At 50.9% G+C, this 15,798-nt stretch carries 11 protein-coding genes; 4 read left to right on the top strand and 7 right to left on the bottom strand.

What is annotated here, in order from left to right:
• Nucleotides 1-305 precede the first annotated feature (305 nt).
• The 4 genes from PSE6802_RS0109550 to PSE6802_RS0109535 all read right to left on the bottom strand — a co-directional run bounded on the left by PSE6802_RS0109550 (nucleotide 306) and on the right by PSE6802_RS0109535 (nucleotide 6,060).
• Nucleotides 306-1,445, bottom strand: a complete 1,140-nt coding sequence (locus tag PSE6802_RS0109550) for an ABC transporter permease (protein WP_019499834.1) — start codon at nucleotides 1,443-1,445, stop codon at nucleotides 306-308.
• A 44-nt stretch (nucleotides 1,446-1,489) separates the two neighbouring features.
• Nucleotides 1,490-2,611, bottom strand: coding sequence for an ABC transporter permease (locus PSE6802_RS0109545; protein ID WP_019499833.1), 1,122 nt, complete (start codon nucleotides 2,609-2,611; stop codon nucleotides 1,490-1,492).
• 158 nt (nucleotides 2,612-2,769) lie between these two features.
• On the bottom strand, nucleotides 2,770-4,761 hold the full coding sequence (locus PSE6802_RS0109540) for an ATP-binding cassette domain-containing protein (protein ID WP_019499832.1): 1,992 nt from the start codon (nucleotides 4,759-4,761) through the stop codon (nucleotides 2,770-2,772).
• A 54-nt stretch (nucleotides 4,762-4,815) separates the two neighbouring features.
• On the bottom strand, nucleotides 4,816-6,060 hold the full coding sequence (locus PSE6802_RS0109535) for an HlyD family secretion protein (RefSeq protein WP_019499831.1): 1,245 nt from the start codon (nucleotides 6,058-6,060) through the stop codon (nucleotides 4,816-4,818).
• Nucleotides 6,061-6,160: 100 nt separating this feature from the next.
• On the opposite strand from PSE6802_RS0109535, the gene PSE6802_RS0109530 reads away from it, so the two are divergent.
• A complete protein-coding gene (locus PSE6802_RS0109530) occupies nucleotides 6,161-6,823 on the top strand; it encodes a TetR/AcrR family transcriptional regulator (protein ID WP_019499830.1) in 663 nt (220 codons plus the stop codon).
• Nucleotides 6,824-6,835: 12 nt separating this feature from the next.
• Here PSE6802_RS0109530 and cobA read toward each other — a convergent pair whose 3' ends face one another.
• From cobA to PSE6802_RS0109515, 3 genes are all read right to left on the bottom strand, one after another.
• A complete protein-coding gene (gene cobA, locus PSE6802_RS0109525) occupies nucleotides 6,836-8,386 on the bottom strand; it encodes a uroporphyrinogen-III C-methyltransferase (protein ID WP_019499829.1) in 1,551 nt (516 codons plus the stop codon).
• A gap of 161 nt (nucleotides 8,387-8,547) precedes the next feature.
• Complete coding sequence (gene dnaG, locus PSE6802_RS0109520) at nucleotides 8,548-10,497, bottom strand: DNA primase (RefSeq protein ID WP_019499828.1); 1,950 nt, start codon at nucleotides 10,495-10,497, stop codon at nucleotides 8,548-8,550.
• Between the two features lie 196 nt (nucleotides 10,498-10,693).
• On the bottom strand, nucleotides 10,694-12,118 hold the full coding sequence (locus tag PSE6802_RS0109515; protein ID WP_019499827.1) for a Tle-like phospholipase domain-containing protein: 1,425 nt from the start codon (nucleotides 12,116-12,118) through the stop codon (nucleotides 10,694-10,696).
• Nucleotides 12,119-12,251: 133 nt separating this feature from the next.
• On the opposite strand from PSE6802_RS0109515, the gene PSE6802_RS0109510 reads away from it, so the two are divergent.
• The 3 genes from PSE6802_RS0109510 (at nucleotide 12,252) to PSE6802_RS0109500 (ending at nucleotide 15,463) form a co-directional block, all read left to right on the top strand.
• Nucleotides 12,252-13,082: a YaaW family protein gene (locus PSE6802_RS0109510; protein ID WP_019499826.1), complete on the top strand. Its 831-nt coding sequence runs from the start codon at nucleotides 12,252-12,254 to the stop codon at nucleotides 13,080-13,082.
• A gap of 216 nt (nucleotides 13,083-13,298) precedes the next feature.
• On the top strand, nucleotides 13,299-15,119 hold the full coding sequence (locus PSE6802_RS0109505) for a S8 family peptidase (protein ID WP_019499825.1): 1,821 nt from the start codon (nucleotides 13,299-13,301) through the stop codon (nucleotides 15,117-15,119).
• A 113-nt stretch (nucleotides 15,120-15,232) separates the two neighbouring features.
• Nucleotides 15,233-15,463, top strand: coding sequence for a hypothetical protein (locus PSE6802_RS0109500; protein ID WP_019499824.1), 231 nt, complete (start codon nucleotides 15,233-15,235; stop codon nucleotides 15,461-15,463).
• Nucleotides 15,464-15,798: the final 335 nt, after the last annotated feature.

Below are 15,798 nucleotides of genomic sequence, written 5' to 3'. Positions count from 1 at the left end.
GACATTCCAGTCCCAAAGCGGGCGGAATGTCAGAAACTGGCTGAAATACACGTAATCAGCTTCTAAACGCTTTATGTCTAATGTTATAGCGCTTTTCAATTGAGAACGGATTTTATCGATCGGGGTGAAGGGGTTCCACACGGCAGTGGCTCTAGCGGGGAACCCCCAAGACCGCCCTGCCTCCCCTTCTTGGGGGCAACGCCCCCAAACCCCCTACCTCTTCTGATCTGAAAACCGCTATATATAGCAATCTGAAATGATTTGTGAAAGTTAGCGATCGGCGGTCAGCGTTCAGCGAAGAAATTTCATAAGCTCAACTGGCTCCGAAATTTGCTAATGGCGATCGCCATTAGCACTACGGCAAATGCTAATAGTGCCAGCACGTGCATCCACAATACTTCCAACCCAACTCCTTTGAGCAAAATACCGCGCACGATTGTGATGTAATGGCGTAATGGATTCAACAGGGATAGAATTTGGAAAAAGGTTGGCATGGTTTCGATGGGAGCGATCGCGCCAGAAGTTTGCACCATAGGTAGGTTGATAAAGAAAGCCGTCAGCACCACTTGTTGCTGAGATTGGGAAACCGTCGCCAGCATAATGCCAAGGCCGATCCCGACAAATAAATATAGGCTCGACAGACCTACAAACAGCAGAAAACTGCCCCGGAATGGCAACCCGAAGACAACCGTTCCCAAGATCAGAGCCAACATGACATCCCCCATCAGCAGAAAAAATAGAGGCACGATCTTTGCCAGCAGAATTTCCCAAGCTTCGGCTGGAGTCATTAACAACTGCTCTAGGGTGCCCGTATCTTTCTCTCGCACCACGGTGACAGCTGAGACCAACGTGCCGATCAGCGTGAGTACCAATCCCATTACGCCTGGCACGAAAAACCAACTGCTATTCAGACCGGGATTATAGAGAAAGACAACCTGAGCAGTAACGGCGGGCGTTATCTGACCACCTGAGAGTTGGCGATTATATCGATTTACGATTTGGGAAATATAACCATTGGCAATTCCAGCCGTGTTGGCATCGACTCCATCGATAAAGATTTGGATGTCCGCCGATTTTCCCGCATTAATCTTGCGGTTGAAGTCTGATGGAATTATCATTCCCGCCGCGATCGCACCAGTTTCCACCATTTGTGAGAGTTGCTTCTCATTGGCTGGATAAGTGTCAACTACAAACAGTTTGTTTTCAGTTAAGGCCGAAACCAACTCCCGACTGGCTGAAACCTGAGCATAATCCACCACTCCCAATTTTATGTTGTGAACGTCCGGATTGAGAGCAAAGCCATACAGCAAGAGTTGAACTGTCGGCGGCACAATTAGCAAAATCAGCAGTTGCTTATTGCGTAAAATTTGGCCGATCTCCTTTTGTACCAGCGCCCAGAAACGGCTGTCGAAGAAATTGATTAGGAAGATAAATAATGGTTTCATTGGGGGTTGGTTGGGGATTAGGGTTTGGGGATTGGAGTTGGAGGTTAATCGGGTAGTTGCATTCGGCTGAGGGCGTGGCGGGCAACGTTAAATAAAATCAACCCGATAACTATCAATATCAATTCGTCAAACCAGACGCTGCTCCAACCAATTCCTCGCACAAAGGCATCTCGACTGATGATGATGTAATATCGAGCAGGGATGATATTGGGCACGAGGGATAGGGGAAATGGAATATTGCTGAGAGGATAGATAAATCCCGAGAGCAGTAGGGCTGTAATAAAGCCAACCAAAGAGACCCCCTGCACGGCAGCATTTTGATTGCTGGTGCGGATACCTAGCAGCAGTCCAAACAGCACTGCATCTGCAAGAAAGAGAGTGGTGCCGATCGCAAAAGGCGTAGGGTCGCCCGCGAAGCCAACCCAAAATGTTAAGCTTCCCAAGCCGATGACGACGAGAGCTTCGCAAAGCCCAACTACCAGATAAGCCAGGGCTTTACCCAGGATTAACTCCGCCGCAGTAAGACTGGAGGCGTAAACTTGCAAAATCGTTCCTTTTTCTTTTTCGCGCACCATGGCGATCGCCGCCAGCAAAGAGGGAAAAATCCACAACACCACGGCATACACGCCTGGCACGATGTAGAACGACTCCTGGCGACCTGGATTGAACCACAGGCGCACGTGGGCAGCGACGAGATTATTTGTCTGGATACCAGTGTCGGTATCATTGGACAGAAAGAATCTGGTTGTGGCTTGAATGCTATTTTTAATCACGCGGGCATTATTGACATCCGTGCCATCCACCAAAGTTTGAACGGTGCTGGGCTTGCGGGATTTGATGTTGCGACTGAAGTTGGGTGGAATAATTACCACAGCTTTGGCAATTCCCTCGTCAATGAATCGCTCTGGAGATTGTTCTGCCCTGCTATCCGTCCAGGGAATGGGAACGAACTGATTGGTTGCAAACAGTCGGTCGATATAGGTCTGACTTAAATTGCTGCGATCGAAATCCTGGACGTAGAGAGGAATATTTTTCGCCTCTAAACGAATGGCAAATCCAAAGATAAACAGGGTCAGCAGGGGCAAGATAAAGGCCAATCCCAAAGTCAGGCGATCGCGCCGAAATTGCACCAGTTCCTTTATACATTGAGCCAGAATTCGTTTCACGATCGCTCCTTAAAATTGCTCCTTATACCAATTTAAATTGTTGTGGTTACAGATGGGGGGTGGGGGCGTTGCCCCCACGAAGGGGTAGAACCCCTTCACCCCGTTCGATCTGTCGTGTTTACCGTTCAAATTGCTATTAAATTGTCCCTAAATTGCTCTCAAAGTTGCGTCTGGGCGCGCTGCACCGTACCGATAAATGCATCTTCCAGGGAATATGGAATCGGTCGCAGGGACTGGATGGCAATCCCCACAGGTTCCAACAAATCGTGCAGCTTAGGGATATCGGTCTGCGGATCGTCAACGACTACGTGCAGGCGATCGGCAAAGATGGAAACTCGCCAGGGTTCCAAAGCTTGCTTCAGCAGGTCGGAGGCCGCCTGGTTGCGATCGGGAACGACTTCGATCAAGCGACCGGGTTGGGCAGCTTTAATTTGACGGGGCGACCCTTCCAGGACTGTTTCGCCCGCAACCATAAAACACATGCGATTGCATTGTTCGGCTTCCTCCAGATAGTGGGTAGTGACCAGAATCGCGGTACCCTGACGGGCGAATTCATTAATCAGTTTCCAAAACTGCCGTCTGGCTAAGGGGTCTACGCCTGAGGTGGGTTCGTCTAAAAATAGAATCTCTGGTTCGTGCATCACCGAAGCCCCAAACGCAACGCGCTGTTTCCAGCCGCCGGGCAACTGGCCGGTAATCAGAGTCTCTTGTCCTTCCAGGCCGCAGGTAGCAATTACCCACTCGATCTTTTCCGATCGCCAGCGTTTGGGAATGCCATAGACACCTGCATAAAATTCCAGATTTTGCAGGATGGTCAAGTCGTCATAGAGGGTAAATTTCTGGCTCATATAACCGAGCCGTCGCCGCAAATCCTGACTGCGCAGATTGCCCGTTTCACCGCCAAGAGAGATTTCTCCAGAACTGGCTTCCAGTAAGCCGCAAAGCATTTTGATCGTTGTGGTTTTCCCAGCACCATTGGCTCCCAACAGACCAAAAATTTCGCCATAATGCACTTCCACATTCACGTTTTTGACTGCCTGGAAAGTGCCAAATACCCGGTTGAGTCGCCTGGCATAAATCGCGGGTCGGTTAGAAGCATCTGGCTGGAATCTATCTCTACGCGATCGCGGAAATGGGATAAAGGGAGGTTCGGAACCTTGCTGGCGCAGGCGCGTTACAAACACGTTCTCTAGAGTCGGTTGGGAAGGATCGATACCGTCAAGCATTAAATTGTGACGATCGAGCAGATCGCAAACCTCTTTCTCCCCAATGCGATCGTCTCTCACGAGTACGTCCAGGCGATCGCCAAAGGTTTGCACGTCAACAATCTGAGAATCTCTATTTCCAGCAGCAACAGAGGATTGTTGCAATACCTGCTCGGCCTGTTCTAATCGACCGAGCCGCACTTCTAAACGATGCAACCCCAGGCTGGCTTTTAGTTCTGCGGGGGTGCCGATTTGCTGAATCTGTCCGCCATACATCAGGGCAACCCGATTGCAGCGCTCGGCCTCGTCCAGATAAGGTGTTGCCACCACAATCGTGACTCCTTCACTGGCAAGAGCGGCCAGCACGTCCCAAAACTCCCGCCGCGAAACCGGATCGACTCCGGTGGTGGGTTCGTCCAGCAACAACACCTCTGGTTTATACATCAGAGAACAGCACAGCGCCAGCTTTTGTTTCATTCCCCCCGAAAGCTGCCCGGCGAGGCGATCGCCAAATTCCACCAAATTCATCAACCGCAGGTATTTAGCCCGACGTTCGGCAAAGAGGCGATCGGGAACCTTGCGCAGTCCGGCAATGTAGCGCAGATTCTGGTCGATACTGAGATCGAGATAGAGGGAAAACTGTTGCGTGAGATAACCGATATCCAAACGGGCAACCCGAGGTAGCTTGCCCAGCACCCGCACCGTTCCATGACTGGACTCCATAATACCGCCCAGAATGTGGAACGTCGTCGTCTTGCCAGCCCCGTCGGGGCCGATCAAGCCAAACACTTCTCCAGGAGCAACGGAGAAATCGATACCCTTAACGGCGGTAAATTTGCCATAGCGCTTGTACAACCCTTGCACCTGGATGATGTCGGGGCGATCGCTGGCATAGTCCAACTGACTTGAACTACCTGATGGGGGATTGAATTGAGAAATCGCCATGGGAGCTTCTTCCTTCTCCTACCTGTAGTTCGATCCGTAAATCTCCGATCGTTATCAATTCAACTGAATCTCCGCATCTGCAGGCATTCCGGGCTTGGCAAATCCACCTGGATTGTCGATTGTAATTTTGATGCCAAACACCTGTTTGACGCGATCCTTTTGGAAATAGATGTTTTCAGGCGTGAATGAAGCTTCTGCATCGATCGCTGCCACTTTAGCCGCCAGGGGACGCTGTGGATCGGAGTCGAGAAATACCCGCGCGGTCTGTCCAACGCGAACGCGACCGATATCCCCTTGCGGAACGTAGGCGCGCAAATAAACTGAATTGAGATCGACCAGGGTCAATACCGTTTGTCCGTTGGTAACGACTGCTCCCGGCTCGCGGGTACGGGCAGTCACCACACCATCAATGGGACTGGCGATCGTCAGGTAAGCAATTTGAGCCTCGATTAGCTGTTGGTTAGCCAGGGCATTTTTGACGTTGGACTGAGCAGCTTTTAGTTGGGCGTTGACCTGCTTTTGCTGGCTGAGCAAAGCATCCAATTGCGCGCTTTGAATCGAGGGATTGTACTGCGACGATTCTGCCAGAGTTAGCGCTCCCTTGGCAGCATTCACCTGTTTCTGATTGGCTGCAACGGTGGCTAGGGCCGATTCATAGGTCGTCTGCGCCTGGTCGAACCTCTGGCTGGTAACGGCTCCTTCTTTGACTAATTGGGCGTAGCGATCGCGGTCTTGTTTTGCCAGCTTGAGCTGCGCTAGGGACTGCTGCAATTGAGCTTCGGTAGCTGCCACATTGGCCTGAGCCTGCAAAGATCGTCCTTGCGCGTCTTGTTGAGATTGACTGACATTAAGCTGAGAAGCCCGTATTTGATTTTCAATCGTATTAATTTGCCAGAACACTTGCTGGACTGAATCCTGAGCGGAAGCAACCTGGGCTTTTGCGCCCCTGAGTTGCGCCTGTACCTCCGAATCATCAATGCGAACCAATACCTGTCCCTGCTTGACCTTATCCCCTTCCCGTACCGCAATAAAACTAATCCGTCCCCCCGTCTTGGCTGCGACATCGGTTTCATAACCTTCGAGCCGCCCGCTCGCATGCAACCCACGATCTGCGGGCGGCTTTAACAAAGACCAGGCGGCAAATCCTGCGCCAGCGATCGCTAGAATCCCCAGAGGGATGAGCAATCGAGGTGGTGACTTGCGCTGGGAGGGGATCTCCAATCCTGAATCCAGATCGGGAGAAGGCGCTGGCTTAGTTGCTGTTTCCAAAGGACCAGGTGACATAGTATCGAGGGACATGACTAGATCCGGTGACAGAATTTTATACGAATCATACTATACAGTCTAGTATGATAAAATTGCAAACGTGTAAAGATTAAAAATTGTTTACCCACCTGCCATGCTGAACGCCTCTCCCTTAAATTCTCTGGAGCCACCTCTAGGAAATTTCGATTTAGAAAGACCCATCGCCATACCCCACCAAAAGCAGGAGCAAATTCTGCGCGGGGCAATGCAAGTTTTCCTAGAGATCGGCTATGCCGAAACCAGTATGGATCGGGTGGCGGCAGTGGCAGGAGTCTCCAAACAGACAATTTACAGTCATTTTGGCGATAAGGAAGGCTTATTTAAAGCCTTGATGGAGCGAGTGACCATTAACCGTTTCCGTCCTTTTTTTTGCAATGATGAGAAACTGAACGGAGAGCCAGCGATCGTTCTGCGTCAGGTAGCAGAAACATTTTTGACCTTAAAATCCGATCCGGAGTATCTTTCGCTCCTGCGAATCATCATTTCCGAATCAAAACGCTTTCCAGAATTCGCCAAACTCTACACCCAAACCGTGATCGAGCGCGGACGCGAACTGCTCTGCCGATATTTTGACGCACATCCCGAACTAAACTTTACAGACTCAGAAGCCATCGCCCAAATTTTCCTCGGCTCTCTCGTTTCCTACGTGTTGGCACAAGAGATTTTGTATGGCAAAGAAAGCATTCCCTTAGAGTCCGAGCGAATCGTTAATAGTCTTGTGAGTTTGATTGTCAGCGATCGCTCAAACCAGAATTAGTCTTATAGCGATTCATAAGCTGTGGTTAGAGATCGCCTCAGTCAATCCTTCCAATGTATACTCTCCTGCTTCAATATCTACTCTTCCCAAAAGTTCGATGCAGGTTGCCGAAGTTTGAGGTCCAATGGAGGCAATCTTTACATTTGCGATCCAGGTTTGCCAAATCTCGGGTGCGATCGCGCCCGAAAGTAATTGATGGAAGTGTTTAACAGTTTTAGAACTAGCAAAAGTAATAACATCTATTTGCTGCGCTTGGATGGCTTCTAATGCCACAGGATCGATTTGTTCCGGGCAACCCGATTCGTAGGCGGGAACCGCATCTACAATCGCACCTTGCTGCGCGAGTCGATCGACCAGTACCTCTCTGCCACCAGACTGCACGCGCGGGAAGAGAATCTTCAGGTCTTTAGCTGGCGGGAAATTCTCCACGAGAGCATCGGCGATGAAATCTGGTGGAATTAAATCGGGAATAATATTATATTTCGCGAGTAAATCGGCGGTTTTGCGACCTACCACCGCGATTTTGAGTTGGGCTAGGGCGCGGACATCTCGACCGCGATCTCGCAACCTCTGGAAGAAGCTCTCCACCGCATTGGCAGAAGTGAGAATCAGCCAGTCATAGGTATCGATCGCCGCGATCGCGGCATCTAATTTCTCCCAACTAGTGGGTGGTAAGATTGCGAGCGTTGGCATCTCGATTACCTGCGCTCCCTGCCCTACCAGCAATTCAGCGAACTGCCCCGATTGCCCAGCAGCTCTGGTGACGAGAATTCTCTTACCATCTAGAGGTTTAGCAGGTTTTGTTCGATCTGTATCTATATTTGCATCCATATCTGTAACTGACAATTTATACCAATGCATCCAGGCATGATGTTTTACCACTGCCCCGATCGCAATTACCGCAGGCGATAGCGATCGATCGGGCAGTTTGATGTGGATATCCGATAGCGTTCCCGTCCAGATCTGTTGCCGCGTTCGCCCGCACCACTGAATAACCGCAATATCAGTGTTTGGCGGCTTGCGGAATTGCAATTTGGCAATTATACCTGAGAGATTAGCCGTACCCATCAAAATTACTAGTGTGGGAATGCTCGCGAGTGCATCCCAGGGCAGAATTTCCAGATCGTGTCCGGTAAAAACCGCAAAGCAGGAGCTAACCTCAGCATCGGTGAGGGGAATACCAGCAAATAAGGGGGCAGCGATCGCGCTGGAGATCCCAGGAACTAGTTCAAACTCGCAACGCGCTTGCACCAGAGCTTGCAGTTCGGAAACGGCACGCCCAAAAATTAGCGGATCGCCGCTCTTGAGGCGTACTACCTGTTTGCCATCCAAGCATTGTCGAACGAGTAGAGCGTCAATTTGTGGCTGCGGTATAGCGGCTTTCCCACCTCGCTTTCCCACATATATGCGATCGCATGTTTCCGGCACCAAATCTAATAAAGCTTCATCGGCAAGCGCATCGTAGATAACTGTTTCAGCGCGGCTTAGCAAGGCTTGCGCTCTCAGGGTCAGATATTCAATGCCACCCACTCCCGCACCGACGATGTAAACCTTACCACTCATATTTATTGATGTAGCTGTAAACAGATCCGTTAGTACAGGGGGTGTGGGGGCTGCGCCCCCACGCAGGGGAGGCAGGGCGGTCTTGGGGGTTCCCCGCTAGAGCCACTGCCGTGTAGAACCCCTGCACCCCGACCTAAGCCTGTTGATTATAGCTATAAATATTAGATTTCCTGCCAGTCGTCGCCTTGCCATTCAGTTTCAGTGAGGTCGGCAAACGTCACCTCGATTTGGCGCTTCAGTTCTAAAGTCCGCGCTTTCGCTTCCTGGATTTTAGTTTGGTAGTAATGCCCCAGATCGGGATGGGCTTTGAGATCGGTTTTCTCCCACAGATCGCGCCAATAGCGATATTTCTTGTCGCTCATGACTACCTGAATTCTGGCGATCGCAGCTTTGATCACCATCGCCGGACGCAGGAGCGCCACATGGGCATTCTCATCCAACCACAATAGATGTCCCAATTGTTTCGCCAGGTCTGGCATTTCGGCACAAATGGTCTGTAACTGCTGCATTAAGTGCTGCGGGGCTGGTTCGGTTTCGTCTAGGGAGGTTTTACCCTCCTCCAACATATCCAGAATCATTTGCCACAGTTGGCGGTGATGCGACAGGCTGAAGCCAATATCCTCAGCTTCTAGCTGTTCCCACACCATGCGCCGATGTTCGGGGAAGTGCAGGTAAATCTGGAGCAACTGAGTTTCAGCAATTTGCAGAGCTGAAGTGGGCGTAGCGGGGACAGAGGAATGTTTGTGACCGTACCAACGGGTGTTGCGCAGTTGCTTGCGCAGATCCTGTTCCAAGCGCAGGGCTAAGTGGGAGTTCCCCTGGGCCAGGCGCTGGGCGCTGGTATGGATGTAGTGGGTGCGAATAAATGTATCGGGTAAGTTATTCAGCAGTTGGGTAATTGCCTGACTGCACTTTTGAAATTGGTCGGCCTGGTTGAGGTTTTGTCCAGCCAGAATTTGCTCGATCTGCCAGTCCAGAAATAGCGGCGCTGCCTCCGCAAGTTCAATGTAGTCCTGGGCGCTGTGCTGCTTGAGAAATTCATCGGCATCCTTGCCATCCGGCATTGTCAGGACGCGCAACTGCGCCGCCCCGCTAAAGACGAGATCCTTAAACCCTGCGATCGCTTTTTCCGCTGCCGTAATTCCGGCTTTATCGGCATCAAAGTTCAAGATTACCCTTTTAGACTCGGTGTAGCGCAACAATTGCCGCATTTGCTCGCCATTCAAGGCTACACCCATAGTCGCTACGGTTTCGGGGATGCCTGCCTGATGCAGAGCGATCGCATCAAAGTAACCCTCTACTACAATTGAGCGATCGCTTCGACTAATGGCATCCCTGGCTTTGTCCATGCCGTACAACACCAATCCCTTTTTGAATAGCTCCGTTTCGGGCGAGTTGATGTATTTCGGCTCAGAGTTGTCGAGGGCGCGACCGCCAAAAGCAATTACCTGTCCCTTAGCATCTTGAATGGGAATAATCAGGCGATCTCGAAAGCGATCGTAATAACCGCCACCAGTTTTGCGCGGCACGATCAAGCCTGCCTGCTCCACCAAAGCCGCAGGTTGATGTTTGCGATCGACTAGATAACCGTAGAGCGTATCCCAACCGGGTGGCGCATAACCAAGCTGAAATGTCTGGGCAGTTTCCTTGCTAAACTGGCGTTTTTCGAGCAAGTATTCATAGGCTTGTCTACCTTGTGGGGCATGGAGCGCATGTTCGTAGAAACTCGCCGCCAGACTCATAATTTCGTGCAGTTTCTCGCGATGCGATAGCTGCCGCTGCAATTCCTGTGTCTTTTCCGGCGATTGGGTACGTACGGGAATGCCGTACTTTTGAGCCAGATCGATTACCACGTCTTGAAACGAGCGGTTACCGATCTCCATCAAAAACTTAATCGCGTTGCCGCTGGCCTGACAGTTAAAGCAGTAATAAGTTTGCTTGCCGGGGTTAACCGTCATCGCCGTTGGGTTACTGCCCTTGTGGAACGGACAAGCACCCCGAAAGGTTGCCCCACTTTTACGCAGAACTACATGCTCGGATACGACATCTACCAGGTCAACTCTTTGGTTAACCTCGGCGATCGTGTCTGGATGTAGACGATGACCTGACATAGGTATAAAAACTATTGCCGTGCTTGAAATCTAAACCCGAGGCCAGCAATCGTGGGTACCTAATATTATGTCAAATGTCCGCTCTATGTAAATTTTTCGGCGATCGCTCCATGGACGAGCGCGTAAGTGCAGGCAGAGCTAGACATTACAGGGAATATCTCAATATCGCGAGTATTTCTGCGATCGCTTAGTGCAATTACGGCAATGGCAAAGGCTGCGATAGGAAAGTGCTGGCATCGATCGCGCTCGCTGAAACGTCATTCAGTACCATCAATTCGGCGCGATCTAAATTGCGCCTGATAATTGTATTCGAGCCACTCTGCTCAATTGCAACATCGCTAAATTGCAAGCCATCCACAAGCTCTAACAAGTCTTCGCCCGCAGTAAAATCCAAAACCGTATCGGTACCCCTGCTGGCCTGGATGGCAAATCGATCGGAGCCGCTGCCCCCAGTTAAGACATCGATGCCAAAATCGCCGCTGAGAAAGTCGTTGCCGTTGCCACCTGAAAGCGCGTCGTTGCCCCTACCTCCATAAATGCTGTCTGCACCGCGATCGCCGGATAGCAAATCGTCATTTCTACCGCCCAGTAACAGGTCATTATTCTGACTGCCAAACAACGAGTCATTACCAACTCCACCAAAAACGCTGTCATCGCCCTGCGAAGCCAGCGCCAGATTATTCAGATCGTCGCCCACCAGAAAATTCGGCCTGAGCGGACTCAAAGTTGTCTGAGCGAGATTTGTGAGGCCAAAGAAGGAGAACCCGTCTGATGTGCGCGTCCGTTCTAAAGCCCCTCTCGTACTCGATGCTGCCAGTAGTAGCGGGTCGGCAACAGCTAAGGCAAGGCTGAATTCTCTAAAGTTAGAATCAGTCGTAAAGGTGAAAGCAGGACTGTTCAACTGCTCGACTGGAATTTCCGCCTGACTGAACCCAACGGGAGGATTCGAGAGCAGGTCGCGCCGCGTGTGTTTATCCCGTGCCGCGATCGGATCGCCAGGCAGCACGAGGGTCGGATCGATCTTGGGATCGGTGAATGACTGTAAAATTACCTTGCCGGGCAGGAAAGCTTCCCCTGCCAAACTAACAATGTCGCCATTCACCACATAGTGAGTAACGCGATCGCTACCTCCACCATTGCGCAGGAAAGCATCGACATTAGCGCGACTGGTGCCAGCGGAATTAAAGGTAACTAGCTCGCCAACCAGAGATGTTAGCTGCGCCCCTGTGAGTTGAACGAGTGCCCCACCGAGGCTGTGTCCGATCGCATCTGGTAGGAGGCGATCGGGATTTGATGCATCCTGGACAATTCGGGTCAGCCAGTCCGAGATTGCCGCTCTATTTGCCTCAAATTGATTGAAGCCAATCGCGCGCCGATCGCCCAGAGCCGGATCGTCCGCCAAACCATCAGTGCCGCGAAATACCAAAACTGGCGGCTTATCGGGCGTAGTCGATACCAATCCCACAGCATGAAATCCCGTAGTCGGATCGTCAAAGCTGCGATCGATGCGATAACCAGCGGAATTCAAAAATGCCGCCACCTGGGTTTGAAATGCGGGATTGTTATCGACGTAGGCGATCAGTTTGGCAAGGGATTCGTAAACGGCAGGCGATGCACTCATAATAAATTGCGCTATAAATCGGGTTGGCAATGCGTAGGTTCTAATAATTCTAGATACAGTTACCTATTATTCAGCAGTTGCTTTAGAATTTGTCTTAGTGTACTTGTACATAATTGGCGCAGAGAGCAAGCTTATGGAGGATGAGTTATTACTGGCTCTAGAGTTAGCTTCAGATGAGGAACTGGGCTATCTCGCAGATATTTTATTCAGGCGCAAGTTTAATCCGCTGGACTACATTGCTACGCCTGATGTGGTTGAGGTGCAAAGCTTGGATCGCGATGCTTTAGTACAGGCGATCGCCGAGCGATTCCGGTTTCTGGCCGCCGATGGTTTCACCGTCCTGCGCCGCCAGAGCGATCGACTGACGTATCGTCAAGTTTTAGAGCGGGTTTGTCAATACCTAAAAATCAAATATTCTCAAACCCAATCCGTCGCCGATATCGAGTCTGAGTTATTCCTGCACCTGCTCAGTCGCTCCTGGCAGAAAATGTCAGCACGGGAGCGCAAGCAACTCAACACCGACCTGCAATCAGCCCTTACAGAGGCTGACCTGCACAAATCGCTACCACCCGATGCCCAGCGCAATCCCCTGGGGTTAGTTATTAAAGGTGGTGGAGCGCTCGCTATGAGTACCGTGATTCAACCAGCGGTCATGGCCTTACTGGCAAAGCAGCTAGCTTGGCATTTGGCCACATATCAGGCAGGGAAGGAGGTGCTAAAAGCTGGGGGAACGGCGATCGCCACCAGAGTGCAGGCCTACTTTTCTACCTATTTAGCGCGGCATGGCGTTGCCGTCGCTGCCGCCCGCTATGGTACAGTGCGCACCGTATTTTCGGTGATTACTCCAGCTTTATGGGGCGTATTCTTTGCAGATTTAGGCTGGCGAGCTATTTCTACCAACTACGCTCGCATAATTCCTGTAATCTTTCTCCTGGCGCAGATTCGTCTATTAAGAGATTTTTAGCTTACCGGGTGGGAAGCCCCGCGCTTTCCCGATAGGGGAGCGTCGGGAGTATGTTTCATGGTGGGTTATGGGGGGTGAGTTATGAGGGTTGGGGGTTAGTGAGGAGAAATATAATATTTTTAATGTTTATGCGATTGCAAAACTCATATTCCTAAATCTACCTCATCAAAAACCAAGAGCTAAAGCTCATTCCCCAACCCCTACCCCCCAAAACCTATGAAAAAACTATTAATCCTGTTTTTATTTGCAGTTGGTTTGTGGTTGGCGCTTGCGAGTTTTGGCGGTCTGGCTACGCAGGGTAAGTATGACTCACTGGTAATCGATCTGCGTGAAGATAGAGTTAGCTCAGAATTGAACGGCCAGACAGAACCTGGATTAGAGCGCGATCTAGAGAGGCAATTGCAAGCGATCGCAGGGCAATACAATCTCAAGCCGCGTCTTAACAGCAAATTCTCGCGATCTGACCATATATTCATTGTTGACGGGGATGCCGCTCTGCTGGCAAGACTCAGACAGTCGGAACTGGGTAAACTGTCTGAATATATTGAGCCAAATTATGTATACTCCACGAGTTTTGTACCCAACGATCCCTTGTACAGCAAGCAGTGGAATCTACGTAATATCAATGTGGAAGCGGCTTGGGAAACTAGCAAAGGTCAGGGAGTAACCGTTGCGGTAATCGATACTGGCATCAGCCCGGTTGAGGATCTGAAAAATACCAAGTTTGTTAAAGGTTATGACTTTGTCAACGATCGCGAGCAGGCTTTGGACGATAACGGTCACGGTACCCATGTCGCTGGCACGATCGCCGAATCGACCAACAATCAGTTTGGCGTAGCTGGGATCGCTTATGAAGCCAGTCTCATGCCGCTCAAGGTTTTGTCTTCCTTTGGAGGCGGCACGGTTGCGGATATTGCGGAGGCGATTCGATTTGCGGCTGACAATGGCGCTAATGTCATTAACATGAGCCTGGGTGGTGGCGGCGAAAGCAGCATCATGAAAGAGGCGATTAATTATGCCAACCAAAAGGGTGCAGTCATAATTGCTGCTGCGGGCAACTCCGGTAGTAATGCTGCTGCCTACCCCGCTCGCTATCCCCATGTCATCGGCGTATCCGCCACCGCCCCAAGCAATGCCAAAGCTCCCTATTCCAACTATGGTGCTGGTGTCGATATAGCCGCTCCAGGTGGGGCGATCGCTGGTGAAGATAGATCCGGCGGTATCTTGCAGAATACGATCGATCCGAGAACAAACCAATCGGTATTTTCATCCTTCCAAGGTACTAGCATGGCCGCTCCCCACGTCGCTGGCGTAGCAGCGCTGATCGAAGCCGCTGGGATTAAAAAGCCAGATGAAGTCCTGAGCATCTTGCAACAATCGGCCCGCAAGGTGGAAGATGACGGACTGAACTACTTTGGGGCGGGCAATTTAGATGCGGCGGAGGCAGTGAAATTAGCCAGTCAGGGACAGATTGGCTTTAAGGACTTTTTCCGCTGGCTGCGCGATAACGGCTATCTCAACCCCCGCTTTTGGATCGATGGGGGTGTAGTTGCTTTGATCCCAAAACTCCTGATGATTATAGCTTCGTACCTTTTCGCCTGGCTACTACGCCGATGGTTCCCCTTCCGTTGGAACTGGTCATTTACGGGTGGCTTGCTCCTGGGCAGCGTGGGCTTATTTTTCCTCAGAGGCTTCTATGTGTTTGATCTGCCCCAATGGCCGTTTCGCCTGATGGGTAGCTCGCTACCAGAACTGGGCGGCGCGATCGCGGGCAGTCAGGTACTCAACCCCTTTTTTGCCAGCGTTTTATTACCCCTAATCTTAGTTCTATGCTTGTTAGGACATAAAGATGGCAAATGGTTTGCCATAGGAACCGCGATCGGGGTAGCTGGCTGTTTGGGCGTAAGTACTGTCCTGGCTCCCGCCCTTACATGGCTGGGCGATGGTTTCGCAGCACGCAGCTTTTTAGCAATTAACGCGCTTCTGTGTGTCAAACTCGCCCAGTTAGCAATTAAGACAGAGGTCGCTCCCACCTAATGTCGCAACCCCAATCCCCAACTGCCGCTTGAACCCACCATAGGTTTAGGGCAGAAGGCGCTGCCCCTACAAAACCAACAACATTCCACCCCTATCACCGAACCCCCACCCCTATGAATCAAGAAATTAAGCTCGCAGGCACGATTAGATATATCGACTTAGGAATGGGCATCTGGGCACTGGTCGCATCTAGCGGCGAACAATACGAATTGTTACAGCCCGCTCCACAGGATCTACTACGAGAAGGAATGACAGTAACCATTACGGGTGAAATTCGAGATGATGTGATGACGATCGCGGCGATCGGCCCTGTGCTTGCGGTACAACAATTTCAAGCGATTTAGAAGCAGTGCCTCTGTGCCTGCCCTAAACCAATCTGGGCGATCTTATAGCTGTAGACCGATTCGGTTATTACAGGGGGTGTGGGGTCTGCGCTCCCACGCAGGGGGGCCACCCCTGCACCCCGTCCTGAGCCTATTGGCTATAGCTTAAGACAATTTTTCCTAGAAGCTATCCGTGCTTTTTGGGTGGAATCACCCCACACAAATCTTTAGGAAAAATAAAAATATTAAAAAAGGTTGCCAGATGTGATAGGGTGCGCTACGCTATTCATTCAAATCGCTTAGCGATCCCCGCTGTTAGCGATCTCCATTGCTTAGCGATCCCCATCAGTTAAACC

The sequence above is a fragment of the Pseudanabaena sp. PCC 6802 genome (assembly GCF_000332175.1).
GTDB lineage: Bacteria > Cyanobacteriota > Cyanobacteriia > Pseudanabaenales > Pseudanabaenaceae > PCC-6802.
This window is presented reverse-complemented; position numbering and strand designations above follow the sequence as displayed.